This is a genomic window from Phenylobacterium sp., from assembly GCF_030651185.1.
In the GTDB taxonomy this organism is placed as follows: domain Bacteria; phylum Pseudomonadota; class Alphaproteobacteria; order Caulobacterales; family Caulobacteraceae; genus Phenylobacterium.
On sequence record NZ_JAUSCJ010000019.1, the window covers coordinates 1 to 24,935 of the forward strand.

At 68.6% G+C, this 24,935-nt stretch carries 24 protein-coding genes and 1 pseudogene; 13 read left to right on the forward strand and 12 right to left on the reverse strand.

Annotated features, from left to right (window positions below; genetic code table 11):
* The 7 genes from Q7J39_RS08450 to aspS all read left to right on the forward strand — a co-directional run.
* Positions 1–376, forward strand: a 376-nt coding sequence (locus Q7J39_RS08450; RefSeq protein WP_304822837.1) for a serine hydrolase, incomplete at its 5' end; no start/stop codon positions are given.
* Positions 377–470: 94 nt separating this feature from the next.
* Complete coding sequence (gene lepB, locus Q7J39_RS08455) at positions 471–1,250, forward strand: signal peptidase I (protein ID WP_304822840.1); 780 nt, start codon at positions 471–473, stop codon at positions 1,248–1,250.
* Complete coding sequence (gene rnc, locus Q7J39_RS08460; RefSeq protein WP_304822843.1) at positions 1,247–1,945, forward strand: ribonuclease III; 699 nt, start codon at positions 1,247–1,249, stop codon at positions 1,943–1,945. Before lepB ends, rnc begins: the two co-directional genes overlap by 4 nt.
* Entirely contained in the window at positions 1,942–2,874 is a 933-nt protein-coding gene (era, locus tag Q7J39_RS08465; protein ID WP_304822846.1) for a GTPase Era, read from the forward strand. Before rnc ends, era begins: the two co-directional genes overlap by 4 nt.
* Before the next feature lie 323 nt (positions 2,875–3,197).
* The gene (gene recO, locus Q7J39_RS08470; RefSeq protein ID WP_304822849.1) at positions 3,198–3,929 is read left to right on the forward strand and encodes a DNA repair protein RecO; all 732 of its coding nucleotides are present in this window, start codon (positions 3,198–3,200) and stop codon (positions 3,927–3,929) included.
* A gap of 57 nt (positions 3,930–3,986) precedes the next feature.
* On the forward strand, positions 3,987–6,236 hold the full coding sequence (gene parC / locus Q7J39_RS08475) for a DNA topoisomerase IV subunit A (RefSeq protein ID WP_304822852.1): 2,250 nt from the start codon (positions 3,987–3,989) through the stop codon (positions 6,234–6,236).
* Positions 6,237–6,301: 65 nt separating this feature from the next.
* A complete protein-coding gene (gene aspS / locus Q7J39_RS08480) occupies positions 6,302–8,089 on the forward strand; it encodes an aspartate--tRNA ligase (protein WP_304822855.1) in 1,788 nt (595 codons plus the stop codon).
* Between the two features lie 10 nt (positions 8,090–8,099).
* Here the strand turns inward: aspS and Q7J39_RS08485 are convergent, their stop codons facing one another.
* The 3 genes from Q7J39_RS08485 to Q7J39_RS08495 all read right to left on the reverse strand — a co-directional run bounded on the left by Q7J39_RS08485 (position 8,100) and on the right by Q7J39_RS08495 (position 12,108).
* The gene (locus Q7J39_RS08485; protein WP_304822859.1) at positions 8,100–9,002 is read right to left on the reverse strand and encodes a pentapeptide repeat-containing protein; all 903 of its coding nucleotides are present in this window, start codon (positions 9,000–9,002) and stop codon (positions 8,100–8,102) included.
* 63 nt (positions 9,003–9,065) lie between these two features.
* Positions 9,066–9,554, reverse strand: a complete 489-nt coding sequence (locus Q7J39_RS08490; protein WP_304822862.1) for a pentapeptide repeat-containing protein — start codon at positions 9,552–9,554, stop codon at positions 9,066–9,068.
* A gap of 64 nt (positions 9,555–9,618) precedes the next feature.
* Entirely contained in the window at positions 9,619–12,108 is a 2,490-nt protein-coding gene (locus tag Q7J39_RS08495) for a ribonucleotide reductase (protein ID WP_304822864.1), read from the reverse strand.
* A gap of 171 nt (positions 12,109–12,279) precedes the next feature.
* Between Q7J39_RS08495 and Q7J39_RS08500 the strand changes: the two genes are divergently transcribed.
* Together Q7J39_RS08500 and Q7J39_RS08505 are read left to right on the forward strand one after the other, a co-directional pair.
* On the forward strand, positions 12,280–12,678 hold the full coding sequence (locus Q7J39_RS08500; protein WP_304822867.1) for an NADH:ubiquinone oxidoreductase subunit NDUFA12: 399 nt from the start codon (positions 12,280–12,282) through the stop codon (positions 12,676–12,678).
* On the forward strand, positions 12,678–13,322 hold the full coding sequence (locus Q7J39_RS08505) for a DUF2155 domain-containing protein (RefSeq protein WP_304822869.1): 645 nt from the start codon (positions 12,678–12,680) through the stop codon (positions 13,320–13,322). Before Q7J39_RS08500 ends, Q7J39_RS08505 begins: the two co-directional genes overlap by 1 nt.
* Here Q7J39_RS08505 and aat read toward each other — a convergent pair.
* The 4 genes from aat to Q7J39_RS08525 form a co-directional block, all read right to left on the reverse strand.
* On the reverse strand, positions 13,259–13,909 hold the full coding sequence (gene aat, locus Q7J39_RS08510) for a leucyl/phenylalanyl-tRNA--protein transferase (RefSeq protein ID WP_304822872.1): 651 nt from the start codon (positions 13,907–13,909) through the stop codon (positions 13,259–13,261). The two genes, Q7J39_RS08505 and aat, sit on opposite strands and share 64 nt — an antisense overlap.
* A gap of 211 nt (positions 13,910–14,120) precedes the next feature.
* Positions 14,121–15,476: an acetyl-CoA carboxylase biotin carboxylase subunit gene (gene accC / locus Q7J39_RS08515; RefSeq protein ID WP_304822875.1), complete on the reverse strand. Its 1,356-nt coding sequence runs from the start codon at positions 15,474–15,476 to the stop codon at positions 14,121–14,123.
* A gap of 4 nt (positions 15,477–15,480) precedes the next feature.
* On the reverse strand, positions 15,481–15,975 hold the full coding sequence (accB, locus tag Q7J39_RS08520) for an acetyl-CoA carboxylase biotin carboxyl carrier protein (RefSeq protein WP_304822878.1): 495 nt from the start codon (positions 15,973–15,975) through the stop codon (positions 15,481–15,483).
* A 32-nt stretch (positions 15,976–16,007) separates the two neighbouring features.
* A complete protein-coding gene (locus Q7J39_RS08525; RefSeq protein WP_293493101.1) occupies positions 16,008–16,445 on the reverse strand; it encodes a type II 3-dehydroquinate dehydratase in 438 nt (145 codons plus the stop codon).
* Positions 16,446–16,535: 90 nt separating this feature from the next.
* Here Q7J39_RS08525 and thiS point away from each other — a divergent pair, with 90 nt between their 5' ends.
* Positions 16,536–16,736 carry a sulfur carrier protein ThiS gene (gene thiS, locus Q7J39_RS08530; RefSeq protein WP_304822900.1) on the forward strand — a complete coding sequence of 67 codons (201 nt, stop codon included), beginning with the start codon at positions 16,536–16,538 and terminating at the stop codon, positions 16,734–16,736.
* Between the two features lies 1 nt (position 16,737).
* Entirely contained in the window at positions 16,738–17,535 is a 798-nt protein-coding gene (locus Q7J39_RS08535) for a thiazole synthase (RefSeq protein WP_304822883.1), read from the forward strand.
* A 7-nt stretch (positions 17,536–17,542) separates the two neighbouring features.
* Here Q7J39_RS08535 and Q7J39_RS08540 read toward each other — a convergent pair whose 3' ends face one another.
* Positions 17,543–18,346, reverse strand: a complete 804-nt coding sequence (locus tag Q7J39_RS08540) for an FkbM family methyltransferase (protein WP_304822885.1) — start codon at positions 18,344–18,346, stop codon at positions 17,543–17,545.
* A gap of 88 nt (positions 18,347–18,434) precedes the next feature.
* On the opposite strand from Q7J39_RS08540, the gene Q7J39_RS08545 reads away from it, so the two are divergent.
* The gene (locus Q7J39_RS08545; RefSeq protein ID WP_304822889.1) at positions 18,435–19,235 is read left to right on the forward strand and encodes an SDR family oxidoreductase; all 801 of its coding nucleotides are present in this window, start codon (positions 18,435–18,437) and stop codon (positions 19,233–19,235) included.
* Between the two features lie 25 nt (positions 19,236–19,260).
* On the opposite strand, the gene Q7J39_RS08550 is transcribed toward Q7J39_RS08545, so the two are convergent.
* Positions 19,261–20,748, reverse strand: a complete 1,488-nt coding sequence (locus tag Q7J39_RS08550) for an NAD(P)/FAD-dependent oxidoreductase (protein WP_304822892.1) — start codon at positions 20,746–20,748, stop codon at positions 19,261–19,263.
* Positions 20,749–21,012: 264 nt separating this feature from the next.
* On the opposite strand from Q7J39_RS08550, the gene Q7J39_RS08555 reads away from it, so the two are divergent.
* Positions 21,013–21,819: a bifunctional 2-polyprenyl-6-hydroxyphenol methylase/3-demethylubiquinol 3-O-methyltransferase UbiG gene (locus Q7J39_RS08555; protein ID WP_304822894.1), complete on the forward strand. Its 807-nt coding sequence runs from the start codon at positions 21,013–21,015 to the stop codon at positions 21,817–21,819.
* 110 nt (positions 21,820–21,929) lie between these two features.
* Here Q7J39_RS08555 and Q7J39_RS08560 read toward each other — a convergent pair whose 3' ends face one another.
* From Q7J39_RS08560 to Q7J39_RS08570, 3 genes and pseudogenes are all read right to left on the reverse strand, one after another.
* On the reverse strand, positions 21,930–22,655 hold the full coding sequence (locus Q7J39_RS08560; protein ID WP_304822896.1) for a DsbA family protein: 726 nt from the start codon (positions 22,653–22,655) through the stop codon (positions 21,930–21,932).
* Positions 22,656–22,686: 31 nt separating this feature from the next.
* The gene (locus Q7J39_RS08565; RefSeq protein ID WP_304822898.1) at positions 22,687–24,090 is read right to left on the reverse strand and encodes a M48 family metalloprotease; all 1,404 of its coding nucleotides are present in this window, start codon (positions 24,088–24,090) and stop codon (positions 22,687–22,689) included.
* Between the two features lie 50 nt (positions 24,091–24,140).
* Positions 24,141–24,935: pseudogene (locus tag Q7J39_RS08570) on the reverse strand (ribonuclease E/G); the annotation flags it as partial.

Here is a 24,935-nt window from a genome sequence, read left to right on the forward strand (position 1 = left end):
GCTGAAGCGGGGCGACCTGCTGTCGCCGGCCTCCACCGACCTGCTGCTGAAGATCATGGGCGAGACCGCCACCGGCCCCGGCCGCCTGCCGGCGGGCCTCGCGCCGGGCTGGCGCCAGGCCCACAAGACCGGCACCGGCCAGGTCTGGGGGGCGGTGGCCACCGGCTTCAACGACGTGGGGATCATGACCGCCCCGGACGGCCACAGCTATGCGGTCGCGGTGATGATCGCCCAGACCCGCCGCCCAGTGTCGGAGCGTCAGGACCTGATGGCCGCTGTCGCCCGCGCCGTGGTGGCGCATCACGACCGCCGAATGGCCGCCCAAACCGGCGCCGATAGCCAGACTTCGGATTCTGCGACCCATTCGCCTGGATAAAGAGTTCACGGGCGCGACTCTTGCCGCTGGGCTATGCAGCGGTTAGCTACAGGCCCTCAATGCGCCGGCGCGTCCGGATGTTCGGAACCCATCTATGACTGAAGACGTGCACAGCGCGGAAAGCTCCGAGAAGTCCGGAGCCCTGAACGAGGTGGTGGAGATCGTGAAAACGGTCGTCTACGCCCTGCTGATCGCGCTGTTCCTGCGGGTGCTGTTCTTCCAGCCCTTCACCATTCCCTCGGCCTCGATGGACCCGACCCTCCTGGAGGGCGACTACATCATCGTGTCGAAATATTCCTACGGCTACTCCAAGAACTCGATCCCCTTCAGCCCGCCGCTGTTCAAGGGGCGAATCCTGGAGCGGAAGCCGGACCGCGGCGACATCATCGTCTTCAAGCTGCCCCGCGACGGCCATATCGACTACATCAAGCGCCTGGTGGGCCTGCCTGGCGACCGCATCCAGGTGAAGGGCGGCGTGCTCTTCATCAATGGCGTGGCGGTCCCGCGCAAACCCCTGGCGCCGGTGATGGTGGACTCCGGCTACGGCTTCACCCGCAACGTCGAGCGCTATGAAGAGACCTTCCCCAATGGGAAGAAGTTCATCACCTACGACTTCGGTCCCGACGGCGACGTCGACAATACCGAGGTCTTCGTGGTGCCGGAGAACAACTACTTCTTCATGGGCGACAATCGCGACAACTCGCTGGACAGCCGCGTCCCGGCGGAAATCGGCGTCGGCTACGTCCCTGCCGAGAACCTGGTGGGCAAGGCCCGGATCATCATGCTGTCCTGGAACAAGGGCGCTTCGCTCTTCAAGCCCTGGACCTGGGTCCTGGATGCGCGGCCCAGCCGGTTCTTCAACACCCTGAAATGAACAAGCGCGAAGTCGCGGTCTCCCAACTCGAGGCCCGCATAGGCCACGTTTTCCAGGACCGCGAACTTCTCGAGCGGGCCCTGACCCACGCCAGCGTCGGCGACGGGGCCACCAAGGTGCGCCACAACGAGCGGCTGGAGTTCCTGGGCGACCGGGTGCTGAACCTACTGGCCGCCGAAGCCCTGATGGAGCGCAACGCCGAGGCCCGCGAGGGCGAGATGAGCCGGCTGATGGCGACCCTCATCAACTACCACGCCTGCGCCATCGTCTCGCGCGAGATCGGCCTGCCCGACGCCCTGCGGCTGGCGGCCAGCGCCACCAAGATCGGCGCCCGCGAAAACGACACGGTTTTGGGCGACGCGTGCGAAGCCCTCATCGCTGCGCTATACATAGACGGCGGAATGGACGCGGCGCGGACCTTCTTCCAGACCTTCTGGGCGCCGCAGTTCGAAACCCTCGACGAGCCGCGCCACAAGGATTCCAAGACCCGGTTGCAGGAATGGGCCCAAGCCCAGGGCCTGGCGCTTCCGGCCTACAGCCTGGTCTCCCGGACCGGCCCCGACCACGCCCCCGTCTTCACCGTCCAGGTGGCGATCGAGGGCTACGAAACCCAGGCGGCCCAGGGCCGCTCGAAACAAGAGGCCGAAAAGGCCGCAGCTCAGGTGATGTTGTTGAAACACGAGACCGCCCAATGACCCGCGCAGGTTTTGTCGCCGTGATCGGCGCGCCCAATGCGGGCAAGTCCACCCTGACCAACCGCATGGTGGGCGCCAAGGTCTCGATCGTCACCCAGAAGGTGCAGACCACCCGCTTCCCGGTGCGCGGCGTCGCCATGGAGGGTGAGACCCAGATCATCCTGGTGGACACCCCGGGCATCTTCACCCCGCGCCGCCGCCTGGACCGGGCCATGGTCCGCTCGGCCTGGGGCGGAACCGAGGACGCCGACGCCGTGGTTCACCTGGTGGACGCCGCCGCCGAGATCGCCGTCAACGACGGCAAGGGCAAGGCCGCCGACCGCCGCGGCATGGCCGACGTGGACACCATCGTCGAGGGCCTGAAGGCCGCCGGCAAGCAGGTGATCCTGGCGCTCAACAAGATCGACGGCGTCAAGCGCGAGAACCTGCTGGCCATCTCCCAGCGGCTCTTCGAGACCGGGGTTTATACCGAGGTCTTCATGATCTCGGCGGCCACCGGCGCCGGCGTCGACGACCTCACCAAGCGTCTCGTCGAGCTGATGCCCGAGGGCCCCTGGCTCTATCCCGCCGACCAGACCGCCGACCTGCCGGTCCGCCTGCTGGCCGCCGAGATCACCCGCGAGAAGATCTACCTCCGCGTCCACGAGGAGCTGCCCTATGCGGCGGCCGTGGAGACCACGTCCTTCGAGGAGCGCAAGGACGGCTCCCTGCGCATCGAGCAGACCATCTATGTCGAGCGCGACAGCCAGCGCCCCATCGTGCTGGGCGCCAACGGCCAGACCCTGAAATGGATCGGCCAGAAGTCCCGCGAGGAACTCACCACCCTGCTGGACAAGACCGTCCACCTGTTCCTGACCGTGAAGGTCGACGAACGCTGGGCCGACAAGCGCGAGTTCTACGGCGACGTGGGCCTCGACTTCGATGTCTAAGGCCGCCGCCTCGCGGTCCTTCTCCCCCTACGGGAGAAGGTGGCCCTGCGGAGCAGGGTCGGATGAGGGGTCGATAGTTCTATCCGACAACCTCCAACGTCATCCCGGCCGCAGCGAAGCGGAGAGCTGGGACCGCGAAGCGGCGGCGCGAAGCAGTCACCCAGGGGCCGCGATCAATCCCCCTGGATCCCGGGTCTCCCTGCGGTCGCCCGGGATGACGGCTGTTATGTTCCGAGAGCGGAGCGCGACCCCTCATCCGTCGGGCCTTCGCCCGACACCTTCTCCCGCAAGGGGAGAAGGAGCCTTGGCGATCGCCTGACGCCATGGAATTCGAAGACGACGCCTTCGTGCTCTCAGCCCGGCCCCATGGGGAGTCCGGGGCAATTGTCGAGTTCCTGACCGCCAACCACGGCCGCTACGCCGCCCATGTGCCCGGCGGGACGTCGCGCCGGATCAAGCCGTTTCTGCAGCCCGGCGCGCGGGCGGTGATGTCCTATCGCGCCCGGGTTTCCGACCAGCTGGGCTCGGCTTCGGTGGAGCCGGTGGGGGAGGGGCCGTCGGCCCTGTTCGACGATGCGCTCGCCCTGGCCGGCCTGTCCGCCGCCGCCGCCGTGGCCGCCGCCGCCCTGCCGGAGCGTGAACCGCATCCGGGCGCCTTCTACGCCTTCGAGGCCCTGACCGATTCCCTCATCCATCCTGACATCTGGCCGGCCATCTTCGTGCGGTTCGAGGCCGGCCTGCTTCAGGACCTGGGTTTTGGCCTGGACCTGTCGAAGTGCGCCGCCACCGGCGTGCTGGACAACCTCATCTATGTCAGCCCGCGCACTGGCCGGGCGGTGAGCGCAGAGGCCGGAGAGCCCTACAAGGACAAGCTGCTGCACCTGCCGCCCTTCCTGCTTTCGGCCCAGGGCGGCATCCAGCCGGGCGACGTCCGGGCGGGCCTCGACCTCACCGCCCACTTCCTGCAGGCCTTCGTGTTCAATCCCCTGAACCGGCCGCTGCCCCAGGCCAGACTCTGGCTTGTGGACCGTCTATCTGACGCAGACCGGCTCTAGAGACGCGAGCGCCGAGGGCCGCTAGAATCACCGCGCAACCGAGTTCGCGATTCTCCCATGTCCAAACACACTCCACCGCCCTTCGAGGGCGACGGCGACCGCATCATCGACGAGCCCCTGTCCGAGGCCCTGTCCCGGCGCTATCTCGCCTATGCGCTCTCCACCATCACCGGCCGGGCCCTGCCCGACGTGCGCGACGGCCTGAAGCCCGTGCACCGGCGGCTGATGTACGCCATGCGCATGCTGCGGCTGGACCCCACCACCACCGCCAAGAAGTGCGCCCGCGTGGTCGGCGACGTGATCGGTAAGTACCACCCGCACGGCGACGTTGCGGTCTATGAGGCCCTGGTGCGCCTGGCCCAGGACTTCGCCCAGCGCTATCCGCTCGTCGACGGCCAGGGGAACTTCGGCAATATCGACGGCGATAACGCCGCGGCCATGCGCTACACCGAGTGCAAGCTCACCGTCGCCGCTCAGCTGCTGCTGGACGGGATCGACGAGGACGCGGTGGACTTCCGCTCCACCTATGACGGCGAGGACGAGGAGCCCGTCGTCCTGCCGGCCGGTTTCCCCAACCTGCTGGCCAATGGTTCGTCGGGCATCGCCGTGGGCATGGCCACCTCGATCCCGCCGCACAACGCCGCCGAGCTGATCGACGCCTGCCTGCTGCTGCTCAGCAACCGCGAAGCCACGACCCTGGACCTGCTGGAGCTGGTCCAGGGGCCCGACTTCCCGACGGGCGGCATCATCGTCGAGCCGAAGGCCTCGATGGCCGAAACCTACGAGACCGGCCGTGGCGGCGTCCGCGTCCGCGCCCGCTGGTCGAAGGAAGACAACGGCCGGGGCACCTACCAGATCGTCATCACCGAGATTCCGTACCAGGTGAAGAAGGCCGACCTGGTGGAACAGCTCGCCGGCCTGATCGAGCTCAAGAAGGCCCCGCTGCTGGGCGACGTGCGCGACGAGAGCGCTGAGGACGTGCGCCTGATCCTTGAGCCCAAGAGCCGCAACGTCGAGCCCGAGGTGCTGATGGAGAGCCTGTTCAAGCTCTCTGACCTGGAGACCCGCTTCCCGGTCAATATGAACGTCCTGGACGCGCGCGGCACGCCCGGCGTCATGAGCCTGAAGCGCTGCCTGCAGTCCTTCCTGGATCACCGTCGCGAGGTGCTGGTCCGCCGCGCCCGCTTCCGCCTGGCGAAGATCGAGGCCCGTCTGCACATCCTCGACGGGATGGTCATCGCCTTCCTCAATCTGGACGAGGTGATCCGCATCGTCCGTTACGAGGACGAGCCCAAGGCCAAGCTGATCGAGGCCTTCGAGCTTTCCGACATCCAGGCCGACGCCATCCTCAACACCCGCCTGCGCCAGTTGGCCCGGCTGGAGGAGATGGAGCTGCGCCGCGAACACGCCGAACTGGCCGAGGAACGCGACGGCCTGGTCAAGATGCTGGCCGACGACAAGCAGCAGTGGAAGCTGGTGGGGGTGGGCCTGAAGGACGTGCGCGCGATCCTTGGCCCCGACACCACGCTCGGCCGCCGCCGCTCGACCTTCGACGTCGCGCCGGTCTGGGACGCCGAGGCGGCCATGGAAGCCATGATCGTGCGCGAGCCGATCACCGTGATCCTGTCGGACCGCGGCTGGATCCGCGCCGCCAAGGGCCGGGTGGAGGACCCCTCGGAGCTGAAGTTCAAGGAAGGCGACAAGCTCGGCTTCCTGGTTCCGGCCGAGACCACCGACAAGCTGCTGATCTTCGCCTCCGACGGCCGGTTCTTCACCGTCGGCTGCGACAAGCTCCCCTCGGCCCGCGGCCACGGCGAGCCCCTGCGGCTGATGCTGGATCTCGACGACAAGACCGACATCATCGACCTCTTCCCCTTCAAGGCGGGCTCCAAACGGGTGATCGCCTCGAAGGAAGGCTACGGTTTCGTCATGCCGGAGGAGGAGGCCATCTCCCAACGCCGCGCGGGCAAGCAGGTGCTGAATGTCGGCGCCAAGGGCGCGGCCTTCGCCATGCCCGCCACCGGCGACCACCTGGGCGTCATCGGCGACAACGGCAAGATCCTGATCTTCCCCCTGGCCGAGCTGCCGGAAATGCCGCGCGGCAAGGGCGTGAAGCTGCAGACCTACCGCGAGGGCGGCCTGCGCGACGCCATCGTCTTCAACGAAGCCGACGGCGCCACCTGGATCGATCCCGCCGGCCGCACCCGCGTCTGGGCCGAGTGGAAGGACTGGCTCGCCAAACGCGCCGCCGCCGGCAAGCTGGCCCCCAAGGGCTTCCCGACCAGCAAGCGGTTCAAGCCGAAGTAGCCGGGGCTGAAACTTGACTTTCGACCCCCCTCATGCGCCCTTCCGCGCCTTGATTTTCTAGAGCTTTGGCGACCATGCATCCCCACCGTTCCCATACCTGCGGCGCCCTCCGGTCGACGGACACCGGCCAGAATGTCCGCCTGTCCGGCTGGATCCATCGCAAGCGCGACCACGGCGGGCTGATGTTCATCGACCTGCGCGACCACTACGGCCTGACCCAGCTGGTGATCAGTCCCGAGACCCCCGGCTTCGACCGCGTCGAGCGCCTGCGCGCCGAGAGCGTGATCCGGGTGGACGGCCAGGTCCTGGCCCGCTCGGCCGACACCATCAACGCCAACCTGCCCACCGGCGAGGTCGAGATCCGCGTGTCGTCCATCGACGTGATCTCCGAGGCCGCTGAGCTGCCGCTGCCGGTGTTCGGCGAGCCCGACTATCCCGAGGAGCTGCGGCTTAAGCACCGCTATCTCGACCTGCGCCGCGAGACCCTGCACAAGAACATCGTCCTGCGCTCCAAGGTCATCCAGTCGATCCGCAACCGCATGATCGGCCAGGGCTTCCTGGAGTACCAGACCCCGATCCTGACGGCCTCGTCGCCGGAGGGTGCGCGCGACTTCCTGGTGCCCTCGCGCATCCACCCGTCCAAGTTCTACGCCCTGCCGCAGGCGCCCCAGCAGTTCAAGCAGCTGCTGATGGTGGCCGGCTTCGACCGTTACTTCCAGATCGCGCCGTGCTTCCGCGACGAGGACCTGCGCGCCGACCGCAGCCTGGAATTCTACCAGCTCGACGTGGAGATGAGCTTCGTCACCCAGGACGACATCTTCGCCGCCATCGAGCCGGTGATGCACGGGGTCTTCGAGGAGTTCGCCGACGGCAAGAGCGTCACCCCTTATCCGTTCCCGCGCATTCCCTATCGGGACAGCATCGCCTGGTACGGCAGCGACAAGCCCGACCTGCGCAACCCCATCAAGATGGCCGACGTGTCGGAAAGCTTCCGCGGCGGCGGCTTTGGCCTGTTCGCCCGCATCCTGGAAGACGCCAAGAACGCCGTCTGGGCGATCCCGGCGCCCAAGGGCGGCAGTCGCGCCTTCTGCGACCGCATGAATTCCTGGGCGCAGGGCGAGGGTCAGCCCGGCCTGGGCTACATCTTCTGGAGCGAAGACCAGGGCGCCTGGGGCGGCCCGATCGCCAAGAACCTGGGCGCCGAGGCCACGCAGGCCCTGATGGCCGGCATCGGCATGGGCCAGGGCGACGCGGCCTTCTTCGTCGCAGGCGATCCGAAGACCTTCTACAAGTTCGCAGGCTCCGCCCGCACCAAGGTCGGGACCGACCTGAACCTGGTGGCCGAGGACCGCTTCGAGTTCGTCTGGATCGTCGACTTCCCGATGTTCGAGATGAACGAGGAAACCAACCACGTCGACTTCTCGCACAATCCCTTCTCCATGCCGCAGGGCGAGATGGAGGCCCTGGAGACCAAGGACCCCTTGGACATCCTGGCCTACCAGTACGACATCGTCTGCAACGGCTACGAGCTGTGCTCGGGCGCGGTGCGCAACCACCTGCCGGAACTTATGCTCAAGGCCTTCGAGATCGCCGGCTACGGCCCCAGCGTGGTCGAGGAACAGTTCGGCGGCATGCTCAACGCCTTCCGCCATGGCGCGCCGCCGCACGGGGGCCTGGCCCCCGGCATCGACCGCATCGTCATGCTGCTGGCCGGCCAGACGGCCATCCGCGAGGTCATTGCCTTCCCGCTGAACCAGCAGGGCCAGGACCTGCTGATGAACGCGCCGTCGGACGTCGAGGAAAAGCAGCTCAAGGAGCTGCACATCCGGCTGGCCCCGCCGATCAAGGTCTAGGCGGCGGCGCCTAGTCGGCGCTGATCAGGAAGCGGGGCTCGGCGGGCGGCCGCGGCGCCTTGGGGGCCGCCGGCGGGGCCGGGGGCCGCCAGCCGGTCAGGCGCGCGCCGCCGCCATGGCAGCCCCGGGCCACCAGCCCTGCCGGCAGCTTGGTGGAGGTGTCGGCGCAGGCCTCGTCCAGTTGGGCCTGATCCAGGTTCCGCGCCTTGGAGAGGTCGACGCCGTAGAGCATCGTGCGGCGCAGGCTGGCGTCCCGGAAATCGGCGCCGGCGAACATCGCGCCCGACAGCACCGCGGAGTCCAGATTGGTGTCGCGGAATGAGGCGCGCTCGAAGCGGCCGCCCGACAGCACCGCGCCCTGCATGGCGGCGTCGCGGAAGCTGACGCCGCGGGCGTCGGTCTTGCTGAAATTGGCGCCGGTCAGTTCGCCGTCATTGAGCTGGGCGCCGCTCATCGAGGCCCGGCCGAAATTGGCGCCCTGGGCCTGCAGGTCGCGCAGGTCGGCATTGGCCAGGTTGGCGGAAGAGAAGCTCACACCCTTGGCCTGGACATCGCGCAGCTTGGCGTCGGACAGGTTGGCCGAGCCGAAATTGGCCCCGATCATCTCGGACTCCGACAGGTCGGCCCGCGACAGGTCGGCGCCGGCGAAGTTGGCGCCGTAGAACCGCGCCTCCCGCAGGTCCGAGCCCACCAGGGCCGCGCCGGCGAAGTTCGCGCCGTTGAACTGGGCGCCGGTCAGCTTGCGGCCCGACAGTTCGCACTTGGCGCAGGCGCCGCCGAACGAGACCAGCCTGGCGACTTCCTTCTCGCCGGCCCAGGCCAGGGCGGCGCTGGGGACCACAGCCACCGCGACGGCCAGGGAGGCGGCCAGCGGGGCGATACGAGTCAGGGCGGTGCGGAAGGAGCCGAACATGAGGGCACCATGTGCCTATGGAGGGGGCCTCAGGCTACTTAAATCGCGGTAATTCTTGACAGATTAGCAGCCGGGCACACGCAGGCCGGGTGGCAGCCGGGTGGCGCCATCCCCGCAGGCGCGGTTCAGCTGAGCCTGGGAGAGACCCCGCGCGCGGTCCATTTCGGCGCCCGACAGGTTGGTCCCGTCCAGGGTCGCGCCGGCGAAATTGGCGCCCTCCAGATAGGTCCCGACGAAGCTGGCATGGGTCAGGTCGGCGCCGGCAAAATTGGCGCTAGAGAACACCCCGCCATAGGCGTTGACGTCCCGCAGGTCGGCCCCGCCGAAATTGGCGCGGTTCATCACCGACAGGCTGAGGTCGGCCTGCCGCAGCCGCGCGCCGGCGAAGTTGCGCCCCTTGATCTCCAGTCCCGAGAAGTCAGCCTGGAACAGGTTGCATTTGGGGCAGCTGGCCCCCTTGCGCGCCGTGGCGATCTGGCCGGCGTTCTGGGCCTGGGCGGGCGCGGCGACGGCCAGGGCGGCGGCCAGGCAGAGCAGGGCGAGCGGTTTCATCTGCGGGCTCCGGCGAAAGACCCCTTCTGCCTAGCCCTGAAAACCTAAGGTCCGGTGACCGTGCTTAGCCGGTGCGGTCGCTGTCCTGGGGGCCGGCGCGCACGCCGCAGGATTCGCAGATCAGGCTGGCGCCCTTGCGCACCACGGCCAGGTCTCCGCAGGCGGCGCAGACATCGGCCTCCAGCCGGGCGGCGCGCGCGTTGGCGCTGGGCAGGAAGACCAGGTTGTCGGGGGTCGCGCCGCGCGCGAAGCCCCGCGAGATGAAGTGCGAGGCCGGGATGTTCTCTGGCTCCGGCTCGCCCTCGTCCTGGCCGCGCCCCAGGCCGTCGGCGTTCAGCTCCCCGTCGGCGTTGGCCAGTTCGTCGCGGCCCAGATAGGAAATGCCCAGTTCGCGGAACAGGTAGTCGAGGATCGAGGTGGCCGACTTCACCGAGTCGTTGCCGGTCACCGGCCCCGCCGGCTCGAACCGGGTGAAGACGAAGGCGTCGACGAACTCCTCCAGCGGCACCCCGTATTGCAGGCCGATGGAGATGCCGATGGCGAAGTTGTTCATCAGCGATCGGAAGGCCGCGCCCTCCTTGTGCATGTCGATGAAGATCTCGCCCAGCTCGCCGTCGTCATACTCGCCGGTGTGCAGATAGACCTTGTGGCCGCCCACGGCCGCCTTCTGGATATAGCCCTTGCGGCGGTCGGGCAGCTTGCGCCGCGTGCGGTCGCGCTCGACGATGCGCTCGACGATCCGTTCCTCCGGCGGCGGCGCGGGGCGCTCGGGCTCGCGGGCGGCGCGGGCCGGGGCGTCGGCCGCCTTGGGCAGGTCCAGGAAGAAGCTCAGCGGCGGATCAGACCGGCGGATGCGCACGGCGGCCACCCGGGCCTGGGCCGCCTCGGCCAGCAGGGCCTGGGCGTCGGCCGGCGCGGTGTCCCACTCCAGCTCGATCTCGGCGATGGCGGGCAGGTCCAGGGCCGGCTGAAGCGCGGCCAGCATGGCGAAATAGGGGGTCGGCCCCAGGTCCTCGGCGGTGAGGAACACCTGCCGCTGCTCGGGCGTCAGGAAGGGCGCGTCGGCCAGGGCTCCGCCGCCCAGCACGTGAGCCTCGGCGGCGGCGATCTCGTCCGGGGTGAACCCGGCCAGCGCCAGGGTGTCGAACTCCGGGTTGGCCAGGTCGGCGTCGCTGGCCCCCAGCACGTCGGACAGGAATCCGGCGTCCACCACCAGGGGCGAGAAGGCGTCGCGCAGGTGGGCCGCGAAGGGCAGGGCGGCCTCGGCCGAGGCGATCTCGTGGTCGGTGAAGCCGCGGGCCTTGAGGGCGGCGTGGTCGACGCCGGGCGCCTCTGACAGGTCCAGTCGCCCGATCAGGTGGGCGCGGGCGGCCGGGATGTCGGCGCCAAGCGCGCTGAGCCCCTGCAGGGCGGCCTCCGACAGCACGCGGGTGAGCGCCCCGTCCTCGGTCTCGGCCACCGTCACCGGGCCCAGCCACGGGGCGGCGGAGCCGGACGATCCCCCCAGGCGCAGGGCGAGGTCGGGATCGTCGAACACCGCCAGCCCGCCGGTCAGCGGAATGTCGGCCATGGCGGTCCGCGCCCGCTGATAGATCTCGCGGGCGGCCAGGCGGCCGGCGTTCGAATCATAGGCCAGGCCCTGGGCGGCCAGCCAGTCGGCGACGCCTCCCAGGCCGAGCGCCACCGGTCCTCCGAAGGCGGCCAGGGCGATGGCGGCCAGGCCCACGGCGTCGTCGAATCCCTCGCCGTCGAAGTCGGCGCCCGTGCCGAAGGCCAGCAGGTCCACGGCGCCCCGCGTCGCCGCCCAGGTCTGCGCGATCTGTGGGGCGGCGCCGTCGGCGAAGGCGGCGACCACGGCGCCGGTTTCCCAGGCCGCGGCGGCCAGGGCGGTGTCGTTCTGCGCGAGGTTGGCGGGCAGGGCGGCGATCAGGCCGGGGCCGTCCCCGCTCTCGAACTGGGCCTGGGCCGACCACAGGTCTTCCCCGGCGCGCGCCAGGGTCATGGCGTCCAGGATCATGATATCGGTGGCGCCGGCCCCGCGGGCGGCCTCGGCGGCGCGGGCCAGGCTGAGATTGGCTTGCGGATCGGCGCAGGCGGCGGGGTCACCGTCGCAGCGGGCGATGGCGTCCATCACCCCTTGCAGGCGCTGGGCCAGGGCGGAGGCGGCCGCGCGGGCCGAGACCCGGCCGCGGCGCCGCGCCCGCAGGGTGGTCAGCGCCTTGACGTAGTCGCTGTCGTGGGCGGCGATAACACCGGGCGCATCGAGGGCGCGGGGTTCGGCGATGGCCAGCCGGCCGGCCAGCAGGGCGGCGCCCAGGTCGCGGCGGAAGGCGGCGCGGGTGCGGGCGTCGGGCAGCAGGGCCAGGGCGCCGGCCTGTTCGGCGATGATCTCGGCCTTGCGGAAGATGGCGGCGGGCAGGTCGGTCTCGCCCTGCGCCCAGTCCAGCCAGGCCTCGACTCGCGCATCGGTCCAGGCGGCCGGGGCCAGGACCTCGACCACGCTGTCGGCGCGCTCAAGAGGCCTGCGCTCGATCCGGCCCGGTTCGCTTCGCAACGGTTTGTCTCCCACGGGCGCGAGGTTAGGCGCCTGGACCGCTTGTCGCAACAGATGTTGTGGTCGCAGCGCAGTTCTCAACAACATCTTGCGGTGATCGCGCCGCTGGACGCTCGGTAGGGCGCCGCCTATAGTCCGCCCGCCTCCCAACCCCGTTGGATCTTCAAAAACGTGCTCAAGTCGATCTTTACCTGGTGGAACGGCGCCACGCTCGGCGCGCTCTTCACCGTCTGGCGCCGCGGCGTGCTCGTGGGCACGGACGACATGGGCAACAAGTACTACCAGGCCAAGGACGACAGCGATTCCTACGACAAGGGTCGCCTGCGCCGCTGGGTGATGTACTCCGGCTACGCCGAGGCCTCCAAGGTTCCGCCCGACTGGCACGGCTGGCTGCACCATACGTTCGAGGAACCGCCGACCAAGGAGCCGCTGAAGCGTCAGGTCTGGGAGAAGGATCACCTTCCCAACATGACCGGCACCATCAACGCCTGGCGGCCCAAGGGCTCCATCAGCCGTGGCGGCGAGCGCCAGAAGGCGACCGGCGACTACGAGGCCTGGCGGCCGGAATAGTGGGCCGGCGTCCGCTCATCGCCCTGACGGTCAGCCTCGCAGCCCTGGCGGCGGCGGGGATCGTGGCCGCCCAGACCGCCGCGCCCATGGCGCCGGTCCCGCCGCCCGCGCCGATCGCGCCGGCGCCCCTCCCGGCGGCCAACCAGACGCCGCCGGCCGAAGAAGCGCCGCCCGCCATTGTTCCGGTCCCCGCGCCGGTGGCGACGCCGCCTGTCCAGGCCTCCGAGGTGGCGCCCGCCACGCCCCCCAAGGCGCAGGTCGTGGAAAAGCCCGCCCAGAGCACCATCAAGCGCGCCCGCTACGACGTCGCCATCATCCAGGCGCTGGACAAGGTCACCGCCGAGACCGTCCGCTTCGAGGCCGCTGTGGGCCAGCCGGTGCGCTACAAGACCCTGGTCTTCACGGTGAAGGCCTGCGAGCAGGCCGCCGCCGACGAGCCGCTGGAAGACACCATGGCCTATCTGACGGTGGACTCTCAGCCGCGCGCCGCGCCGGGCAAGCCGACCCCCCCGCCGCGTCAGGCCTTCAAGGGCTGGATGTATGCGTCATCGCCGGGCCTGAACCCGCTGCAGCACCCGGTCTATGACGCCTGGCTGATCACCTGCAGGGCCACGGCCCCCGTCGTGGCCGCCGGCAGCCGCTGAAACTCGCCGCTGAAGGCGAGCGCCTTGGCCAGCCGGCGCCGGTAGACGGCCCGCGAAATCTCCTCGGTCCCGAACTGCGCCAGGTGCTCGGTCATGAACTGGGCGTCCAGCAGCACGAACCCCCCCGCGATCAGCCGCGCCACCAGATGGACCAGGGCCACCTTGGAGGCGTCCGTGCGGGTGGAGAACATGCTCTCGCCGAAGAAGGCGCCCGCCAGCGAGACGCCATAGAGCCCGCCCACCATCTCGTCGCCGGCCCAGCACTCGACGCTGTGGGCGTGGCCAATGGCGAACAGGTCGGCGTAGAGCCGCTCGATGGGCCCGTTGATCCAGGTCTCGGTGCGTCCGGGCCGGGCTTGCGCGCAGGCCAGCACGACGTCGGAGAAGGCTGAGTCTATCCGCACCTCGAAGGGATCGCCCCGCACGGTGCGGGCCAGCCGCTTGGAGAGGTGGAAGTCGGCCAGAGGAATCACCCCCCGGCGTTCCGGATCGATCAGGAAGACCGCGTCGTCGTCCCGCGCATCGGCCATGGGGAAGACGCCGCGGGCATAGCAGTCGAGCAGCTCGGCCGGGCCAAAGGTGTTCATGGCTTGAGGTCTTGGAGCCCTTCTCCCCTTGCGGGAGAAGGTGGCCCTGCGGAGCAGGGTCGGATGAGGGGCCGCACGGACCTCTCCGGATCGGGCTTCAAGGACAGATGTCGAGGGGAGAGCGACCCCTCATCCGACCGCCCTCCGGGCGGCCACCTTCTCCCGCAAGGGGAGAAGGACTGCATGGGCGTCCGCGTCACAATCTCAGGCCTCAGGCCGACAGGTCGGCCTGCGACTTCATCCAGCGTTCCAGCCAATGGATGTCATAGGTTCCGGAGATGATGTCGGGCTGGTGGATCAGCTCCTGGAACAGCGGGATCGAGGTCTCGATGCCCCCCACCACCATCTCGCCCAGGCAGCGGTTCAGGCGCGCCAGGCACTCCTCGCGGTCGCGGCCGTGAACGATCAGCTTGCCCACCAGGCTGTCGTAGTCGGGCGGGATCGAATAGCCGGCATAAAGGGCGCTATCCAGGCGAACGCCCAGGCCGCCGGGAGCGTGGAAGTCGGTGACCAGGCCCGGCGAGGGGGCGAAGGTCTTCGGGTTTTCCGCGTTGATCCGGCACTCGATGGCATGGCCCTCGAAGACGATATCCTCTTGGCGGAAGGACAGCGGCAGACCCGCGGCGATGCGGATCTGTTCACGCACCAGGTCGATGCCGGTGATGGCCTCGGTGACCGGGTGCTCCACCTGCAGGCGGGTGTTCATCTCGATGAAGAAGAACTCGCCGTTCTCGTACAGGAACTCGATGGTGCCGACGCCGAGATAGCCGATGGCCTTGATGGCATCGACCACCACCTTGCCGATCTTGGCGCGGCCCGCCGCGTCGATGACCGGGGAGGGGGCTTCCTCCAGCACCTTCTGGTGACGCCGCTGCAGGGAGCAGTCGCGTTCCCCCAGGTGGCAGACATTGCCGAAGCTGTCGGCGATCACCTGGATCTCGATATGGCGCGGGGTCTGGAGGTAGCGCTCCATGTAGACCGAATCGTCGCCGAAGGCGGCGCGCGCCTCGGCCCGGGCGGTGGAGACCGCCTCGGCCAGCTCGTCCTCGTTGAGGGCCACCTTCATGCCGCGCCCGCCACCGCCGGCGGCGGCCTTGATCAGGACCGGGAAGCCGATCTGCTTGGCGGCGGCGAAGGCTTCCTCTTCGGTGGTCACGGCGCCGTCGGAGCCGGGGACCACGGGGATGCCGGCGTTCTTCACCGCCTGCTTGGCGGTGATCTTGTCACCCATCATCGAGATATGCTCGGCCTTGGGGCCGATGAAGGTGAAGCCGTGCGCCGTGACGATCTCGGCGAAGCGGGCGTTCTCCGACAGGAAGCCGTAGCCCGGATGGATGGCCTGGGCGCCGGTGATCTCGGCGGCCGCGATGATCGAGGGAATGTTCAGGTAGCTCTTGGCCGCCGAGCGGGGGCCGATGCAGACGCTTTCGTCGGCCAGCCGCACCCACATGGCGCCGGCGTCAGCCTCGGAGTGGACCGCCACCGTCGAGATGCCCATTTCCTTGCAGGCTCGGTGAATCCGCAGGGCGATCTCGCCCCGGTTGGCGATGAGGATTTTTTCGAACATCGGATTACTCGATGACGACGAGGGGTTCGCCGAACTCCACGGGGTCGCCATCGCCCACCAGGATCTCCACCACCTTGCCCGCCTTGGTGGCCGGGATGGGGTTCATGGTCTTCATGGCCTCGATAATCATCAGGGTCTGACCGGCCGCCACGGTGTCGCCGACCTTCACGAAGGCCGGGGAGTCGGGGGCGGGCTGCATATAGACCGTGCCGACCATCGGCGACTTCACCACGTCACCGGCGGCGCGGGTCGCGGCGGCGGGCGCGTCGGATGTCGCGGCGGCGACGGCGACGGGCGCGGCCTGGAGCGGCGCGGCGGCCATCGGGGCCTGCTGAACGTACTGGGCCGGGGCGGCGGTCAGGGTGCGGGCGACGCGGATCTTCAGCCCGGAATGCTCCACCTCGATCTCGGTCAGGCCGGTATCGGTGAGGATGTCGGCCAGTTTGCGCACCAGACGCGCGTCGATCGGATCGGCGGGAGCCTTCGGAGTGCTAGCCATGGAAAAGACCCTTATTCTTTGGCTTGAGGAAGTTACGCGGACTGACCCGCGGCGGCTTCGATAGCCAGGACATAACTTTGCGCGCCGAAGCCGGACACCAGTCCGGTGGCCGCCAACGAAACGTAGGTTTCCCGGCGGAACGCCTCGCGCGACGCCGGGTTCGAGAGGTGGCACTCGACGATCGGGATATCGAGCATCTTCAGGGCGTCCAGCAGGGCGATGGAGGTGTGGCCATAGCCTGCCGGGTTGATCACCAGGGCGGAGGCCTGGGTGCGGGCCTCCTGCACCCAGTCGATCAGCTGGCCTTCGTGGTTGGACTGATGGAACACGACGGTGCGACCCAGGGCGGCGGCGCGTTGCTCACAGAGCTTGCGCACATCGTCCAGCGTGGCTTTTCCGTAAATCTCGGGCTCGCGGACGCCCAGGAGGTTGAGGTTGGGCCCGCTCAGCACATAGATCGGTTTCGACATTCGGCTCCGCCGTCGATTCCGCCGTCTTGTAACGGGCGGCGGCGGGGGTCACAAGCACTGGGAATGGACGACGTGTTGGACGAGGCGGTCATGACCCTGACCATCAATGGCGAGGCGCGGTCCTTTTCGGGCCTTTCGGACCTGGCCGCCCTGGTGCTGAGCCTGGGCCTGGACCCCCGCAAGGTGGCCGTGGAGCGCAATCTCGAGATCGTGCCGCGCTCGGCCTATGGCGCCACCGCGCTCTCCGACGGCGACCGGATCGAGATCGTCCACTTCATCGGAGGCGGCTGACATGGACGGAACGACTCACACCCAAGCCCAGGACGATACCTGGACGGTCGCCGGCCGCACCTTCACCTCGCGGCTGATCATCGGCACGGGGAAGTACAAGGACTATGCGGAAAACGCCGCCGCAGCCGAGGCCGCGGGCGCGGAGATCGTCACCGTGGCCCTGCGCCGGGTGAACCTGTCCGATCCCAGCCAGCAGATGCTGGTGGACTATGTGAAGCCCGACCGCTTCACCTACCTGCCCAATACCGCCGGCTGCTTCACCGGCGAGGAGGCGGTGCGCACCCTGCGGCTGGCCCGCGAGGCCGGCGGCTGGGACCTGGTGAAGCTGGAGGTGCTGTCGGACCCCAAGCTGCTCTATCCCGACATGGAAGAGACCCTGCGCGCCCTGAAGATGCTGATCTCGGAAGGCTTCCAGGTGATGGTCTACTGCACCGACGACCCGGTCTACGCCCGCAAGCTGGAAGACGCCGGCGCCTGCGCCGTCATGCCGCTGGCCGCCCCGATCGGCTCGGGGATGGGCATCCTCAACAAGGTCAATATCGGCCTGATCATCGAGCAGGCCAAGGTCCCGGTCCTGGTGGACGCCGGCCTCGGCACGGCGTCTGACGCCGCCATCGCCATGGAGATGGGCTGCGACGCCGTCCTGATGAACACCGCCATCTCCGACGCCCGCGACCCCATCCTCATGGCCAGCGCCATGAAGCACGCGGTCATCGCCGGGCGGCAGGCGTTCCTGGCCGGGCGGATGCCGCGCCGAGTCTACGGTGATCCGTCCTCGCCGCAGTCGGGACTGATCTGAAGGCGCGTCAGACGATCGGGTCGAACCGCAGCCACGACATCAGACGTGGCCTGCCTTCGGAACACAGCAGCCACCGGTCGGTGTCGCTCATCATGCGCAGTTCGCGAAACTGAGACAGATCGCGCGCGCCGGTCACCAGGGCGGTGATGGTGTGTGTGTCGTCGCTGTCGGCGCGCATCTTCAAGATCTTGGCCTCGGCGTTTTCCAGCCAGTCGTGGATCTCGATCAAGATGATGGAATTGCGGAACGCGGCGAAGGTGCCGCCGTCAACGATGTCGAATTCGCCGCCCTCGATGTCGATCAGCAGGATCGATCTCGACCGCTCGTCCTCGGATATGTCGTCGTAGAAGCTCTTCGTCGCCTCACCGCGAATGGTGATGCGGTCGGCGAGCCCGTTGAGGTCCGCGTTCTTCTGGATCGTGTCCCGGCCGTTTTGGGTGATCTCGTAACAGTATGAATTCTTGCAGAGATTGTTCACTAGGACGCCGACGCCGTAATAGCCGTCGGCCGCGCCAAGATCGATGAGGGTCTCGTACTTGGTGGGTTTCGAGGCGAGGGCGTCCAGGATCTCTCGCTCATACAGACCCAGGAGCATCACGCCTCTGTCTGCGCCGCCCCAGTGCGCGTCGGTATGCAGCTGAAGACCCTTGAAGGGTCCGTGCGCGACAGTGTTCTTGTGGAACTTCCCCACCAGGTCGGACAGCTGCCGCCGCTTTTTGTTGACCAGGGTCGCAAGAATGTCGGGGTGATGCTCCGCGATATGATGGGCGACATCCGAGAGCGTGTTAGCCGGCGTCTTTGCGGTCGTCATCCAAGCGTAACTCCACCTCGCGCACGACGGTCTGGCCTTACGCTACGCCAAGGGTAGACGATAAAATCAGCGATAGGGAGGAGCCGCCATGGGCCAGGCCAAGGGACGTAAGTCGATCTTCATCACCGGGGCCGCCTCGGGCATGGGCCGCGAGACCGCCCGCCTGTTCCACGAGAAGGGCTGGTTCGTCGGCGGCTATGACGTCAACGCGCAGGGGCTGAAGGCCCTGGAGGCCGAGCTGGGGCCTGAGAACTGCCTCGTCCGCACCCTGGATGTCACCGACCGCGCCGACTACCAGGCCGCCTTCGCCGAGTTCGGGGCGGCGACCGGTGGCAAGCTCGACCTGCTGTACAACAATGCCGGGATCGGCCGAGGCGGCCCCTTCGCCGACCAGCCGTTCGAGGATGTCCTGGCCGTGGTGCAGGTCAATTTCGTCGGCGTGCTGATCGGCATCCATGAGGGGATCAAGCTGCTGAAGGCCACCCCCAACTCGCTGTGCTTCACCACCTCATCGTCGTCAGCCACCTTCGGCATGGCCGGGATCGCGGTCTATTCGGCCACAAAGCACGCCGTGAAGGGTCTCAGCGAGGCGCTGTCGGTGGAGTTCAAGGTCTACGGGGTCCGCGTCGCCGACGTGCTGCCCGGCCTGATCGACACCCCGATCCTGCCCCCCGGCGCGGCGGCGGCGGCGCCCAAGGAGGGCCTGTTCCGCGCCATCCCGCCCATGGATGTGGCCAAGGTGGTGTGGGAGGCATATCACTCGGATAAATTGCATTGGTACGTCCCGCCCGAACTGGTGGAGCTCGACAAGGCCGCCACCCTGGCCCCCGAGGCGACGCGGGATCAGATGGCCGCGGGCTCCCTGTTCTCCCTGCAGCCCACCCCCTGAGCACGACTGCGGCCGGCGCCTAAACCTAGGCGGCGGCCAGCCGGTCGATGTCCAGCTGCGGCGAAAGCCCAAGCGCGGTCAGCATTTCGTGGCGCCCTGGCCCGAGCTTGGGCGGGTAGGCGGCGGCGTTGGCCTTCTTCCCCCGCGCCCAGTAGCCCAGCACACGCAAGATGTTGGCCGGCCGCTTCAGCCAGGCCGAGGGGTGCTCAAGCATGTGGAACCCGCGCAGGGCCGCCCGCAGCAGGCCGACGTCGGAGCGGATCGCCACGGCCACGCCATCCTCCAGGAACCGCTTCATCAGCCGGGCCTTCAGCTTCGGCCTGTGGCCGGGGGACAGCGTGTTGCGGGCCAGGCGGATCGCCTGGCGGTCCTGGTTGAGCATGTCCTGATAGTAGGGCTTCAGGCTGGTGTTGATGCGGTCCTGATAGGCCAGCAGGCGCGCGGCTGGATCGGGGGTCTGGCCGAGCGAATCGCGCAGGGCGTAGGCGCTGATGGCGGCGAAGGAGCAGCCCCGGCCGTAGAGCGGATTGGTCCGCACCAGGCTATCGCCCAGGGGGAAGTAACCCAGCACCGTCGCCGCGCCGCCGCGCGTCATGTCCCGCCAGCGGCTGTGCAGGTCGCCCATGCCGAACACCCGGCTGACGCCCTGGGCCCGGGCCGGGTCTGTCCAGGGGACCAGGCCGGGGATCTGTTCGCAGATCCCGTTGAAGGTCTCAGGGCTGACAATCGCCTTGCGCATCTCCAGCTCGATCTCCGGCACGCACATGGTGATGGAGAACCAGCCGTTGTCGGCCGGGAAGACGCCGTACTTCAGAAAGCCCAGGTCGCCGGTGCCCGGCGCCCTGCCGCGCGGGGGTTCGGTCATGCCGGGGTTCAGGCGGTAATGGCGGGTGAAGTAGAGGATGCCGGCGGTCTCCGACTCCTCGGTGATCGCCGCGCCGGCCTCCACCAGCTGCTCGATGGACGCCGTGGTGCGCCCGGCGGCGTCCACCACCAGGTCGCCCAGGATGTCCTCGCCGTTCTCGATGGTGACACCGATGACCCGCGGCGGCGCGCCGGGCGCGATCTTCAGGCCGGTGACGAAGACCTCGGAGCGGATCTCCACATTGGCCAGCCGCTCCACATAGCGCCGGATCACCAGCTCCAGGGTGGTGCGGCGGCTGGTGAGGACCACGAAGTCGCGATCTTCGGGCTGGGGACGATAGCCTCTCTTTAGCTCGTCGCTGAGCATCTGCTCGAAGCCCAGGTCGCGGGCGCCGGCCTCCAGCAGGTCCGCCAGCAGGCGCGGGTGCTCGTCGCGCAGGATCAGCCGCAGGCGAGCCAGGAAGGCGTGGCTGTGGCGCAGGTGCCCCACCCCGCGACGGGCCCAGTCGGCGAAGGCTTCATCGGCATCGCCGGTGGGCGGCGAGGGGTCGCGCTCAAGAAGGATCAGCTCTCGTTCGGGCGAGGCCAGGGCCAGGGCGGTACACAGACCGCCTATTCCAGCCCCGATCACGAGTACGCGTTCGGTCATGTCGCCTCCCGGGCGTTTTTTCTTTTAGCGGTGACACAGGCGCCGGGGGGGAAGGGAAGGGGGGACTTTACACCGGGGGTTGTCAAGGTTATCGGGCGGCATGCTGCATCGCGCCGCCCAGATCATGACCTCCACCATCGCTCCCTTGCGGGGCGTTGGAGGGCGTGCGCGCGACTAGCCGCTTCCTTCAACAGCCCCGCCGGAAACGGACGGGGCTGGAGGATCGGCCACCCTGTCCCCGGACTTACCGAGACAGGACTTCCAATGGCCCACGACGACCTCAATCCCAACGCGTTCTACGGCGGCGGCCTCGCCGTCGAGAGCTATGACCTGTTCGCCGCCCAGGCCGGCAAGCTGACCGGCGACATCGAATTCTACCTGGACCGGGCCCGCGACCGCGGCGGCAAGGTGCTGGAGTTGGCCTGCGGCACTGGACGCATCCTGACCCCGCTGGTGGAGGCGGGGTTCGAGGTGACCGGCGTGGATATCTCGCGGGCGATGCTGGATCTCGCCGACCGCAAGCTCCAGGCCCTGCGGCCGTCAGCCTGGGGTCGCGCGCGGCTGGTCTGCGCGCCCATGCAGGACTTCGAGACCCAGGACCGGTTCGACTTGGTCCTGATCCCCGCGCGGTCCTTCCAGCACCTGACCGACCCCGCCGACCAGCGCAGGACGCTGGAGCGGATCTGGCGCTGCCTGAATCCCGGCGGGATGCTGGTGATCGACATGTTCGACGCCAACCTGGACGTGTGCGTTGGCGAACCGCCGCTCCTACCGCCCCGGGAGGCGGTCGATCCCGTCACCGGCCGCCGCTTCCGGCGGACCTGCCTGGGCCGCCACACCAACCCGTTCGAGCAGACGACCGGCGAGCGGATGCGGATCGAGGAACTGGACGCCGAGGGCGGTGTGCTGGGCAGTCACGAGACCTCGTGGACCCTGCGCTGGTCGACGCGCCAGGAGATGGCCTACCTGCTGGAACTCACGGGGTTCGAGGCGTTGAGCGTCTATTCGGATTTCCAGCGATCGCCCGCCGCCTATGGCGGCGAGCAGCTCTGGGTGGCGCGTGCTGTCTAGAGCATGTCAGGCGCAAGTGGGAACCTGTTCGCCGCCCGGACATGCTCTAGATTCAAGAAGATAGACCCTTTTCATCCGCTCAGGTTGTTTCAACCTGATCCGGAAAGGGTCTAGCTGGCCTTGGTGTCGCCGGCCTTGGCCGCCGCGATGGCGGCGCGCAGGGCCGGCATATCGGCGCCGGGGACCATGCGGTCGCCGACGATGAAGGCCGGCGTGCCCTCGATGCCGAGGGACTGCGCCAGTTCGCGGGTCTCGGAGATGTGCTTCTGGACGGCCGCCGATTCCCCGGCGGCGCGCGCCTGGGCGGGGTTGATCCCCACCGCGGCGAGGTGGCGGTCGATGGAGGCGCTGTCGAGGGCCTTCTCGCCCATGAAGCTCCGGTAGAGGTCCAGGCCCTTGGCCTTGCCGGCCGGGGACAGGGCGACCTGGGCCGCGAGGGTCGATTCACCGCCGAAGATCGGGAACTCCTTGAAGACGAAGCGGACGTCCGGGTTGTCTCGGATGATCTTCAGAATCTCCGGCGCCGAGGTTTTGCAGTAGCCGCAGCGGTAGTCGAAGAACTCCACCACTGTGATCTTGCCGTTCGGGTTGGCCACGAAGTCGCGCGGGTCCCGCTCCAGCGCCTCGCGGTGCTTGACCATGCCGGCCTTCGCGATGTTGGCGGCCTCGGCGATCTTCTTCTCCTGCAGCTTCTGCACGGCCTCCTCGATCACCTCAGGGTGTTCCAGCAGGTAGGCGCGCACCTTCTGGCCGAAGGCGGCGTCGGCGGTTTTCTGGCAGCCGGAGAGGGCGAGGATAGCGGCAAGCGCTAGGACGGCGCGGAACGGGGTTTTCATTCGGTCTGCTTGGCTTGGGGTGTGGGAAAGGTCAGCGGAGCGAGCCCCGGCGGATCGAGCCTTCCTTGGCCAGGTCCTTGAGGTCGTCCTTGCTGGGAGATGAGGCCAGGACTATGTCTGTGGCGCGGCGCCATTCGGGCGTGGACTTTTCCAGCTTCTCCCGGGCGCGCATGGCGAAGACCAGAGCCTGCTGGCGATTGCCGATCTGGAAATTGTATTCGGCGGTGGCGTAGCGGGCCAGGCCGTCCTGCGCCTTGTGGTCGTAGGCCTGGGCCAGCAGACGCCAAGCCTCTGCGTTCTCCTCGTCGATCGCGAGTGACCGCTTCAGCTCACCGATGCCCTCATCGACCTTCTTCTCGTCGGTCAGCGCGATCAGGGTCTGGCCCAGGTTGATGCGCAGCAGCGGCGCCTCAGGCTTCAGCGCGACCGACTTGCGTTGCGGCGTCTCGGCCTCGTCGGCCCGGCCGAACTCGAACAGGATCTGGCCCTTGAGCTCGTAGAGGTAGGGATTGTCGGGCTGTTCGGCCAGCAGGTCGTCGATGATCTTCAGCGCCTTGTCCGGCTCCTTGAGCTGGTAGTAGGCGATCGCCCGGCCATAGCGGGTCGTATAGGACTGATCCTTCTCGTCCAGCCGGCCCATGACCAGTTGGGGGTTGATGAAGGCGTCCAGCTTCATCTTCATGATGGCGTGCTCGGAGATCGCCTCCGGGCTGTCCTTCTGATCGTAGTTGCGCAGCACCTGGGCGCGGCTGCGCAGCGCCTCGATCCGGTCTGACGACAGGGGGTGGCTTCGGAAATAGGCGAAGCGGCGCGCCTCCTGGAACACCTCCTGGTAGCGGAAATTGTCGAAGAACTCGACGAGGCCTCGGCCCGACAGGCCAGCCTTCTCCAGATAGGTGAGGCCCGCCTGGTCGGAGCGGGATTCCTGTTCGCGGCTGTAGCCCATGGCGCCGAGCGTGCCGAAATAGTTGGCGCTGCCCACGAGGCCCGCAGCCGCCTCGGCCGAGCCCGCCAGGGCCGCCAGGACGCCCAGGCCCATGGTCAGCAGGAAGGGTCTCATGCCTGCTGAGTTCATGTCGCCGGAGCGCGCCGAGTGGCCGCCGGCCAGGTGGCCGATCTCGTGGGCCATGACCCCCTGGAGCTGGTTGGGGTTCTCGGTCTCCAGGATCAGGCCGGTATAGACCGCCATCTGGCCCGGACCTGCCGAGGCCTGCAGGTCCTTCGAGCCGATCAGCAGGATGCGGATGGACTTGGAGTCGACGCCGGCCGCTTCGAACAGCGGCACGGAGTCCTTGCGGAGGGTCTCCTCGATCTCGGTGTCCCGGATCAGGGAGACGCCCTCCTGGGCCCGCGCCGGCGCGGCCTGGACCACCAGGCTGAGCGCGAGGCTCGCCGTCAGGGCCAGGCGGGAGAGCGAGTGGGAAGGGGACGCCATCGTCGAAACTCCAAGCGCCCCCCAGCCCTTCATTGGTTCAGCCTACCCCGTCAACCCCGACGCCACCAGCCTTTGCGAGGCGCGGCGGGAGGGGTCGAGATTTCCGCCGGATCAGCGGCGGCGGACGGCGCCTTGGCCCTGGACGCGCGGGCAGGCTTCGCAGGCGCCGCCTCGACGACCGGTTCGGCCACGGCTTCCACGGCGGGTTCGTCCGCGGCGGCCTCGGCGACCACCGCCTCGGCCTTCGGCTTGCGGGCGCGGCTGCGTTTGGCCGGGGCGGCGGGCGCCTCGACCTCGGCGACCAGCTCCGGGATCGGCGCGGCGGCTTCCTCGATCACCGCGACGGGATCGGGGGTTTCCTCGGCGGCGGCCGGCGCTTCGGCCACATCGGCCTCGTCGCTGCGGCCACGACCGCGGCCACGGCGGGCTCGGGTCTTCTTGGGCTTGTCGTCCAGAGCCGGCAGCTCGACCCACATGTCGTCGCCGCCCTCGGTGGCCGGCGCGACCATCGGCGAGTTGTCCAGCTCCACCGCCTCGGAGACCGAGGCGACCGGGCCATCATTGGCCGCGACCGGAGTGCGGAAGTCTTCCGCCGGGTCGTGCCAGACGAAGGGATCGTCGCCATAGGGCACCCAGGGACGGGTCCAGGAGAAGGCGTCCTGCGGACGGCTGTCATCGCGCATCCGGCGACCGCCACGGCGGCCTCGGCGGCGACGGCGGCCGCCCTGGCCGTCATCCTCGTACTCACCCTTGGCGTCGGCAGGCGCGCGCGGTTCGCTCGGCGCGGCGGCGGCCGCGCCCTCAGGACGGGGCTCGGCGCCGTCACGGCGGCCACGGCGGCGGCG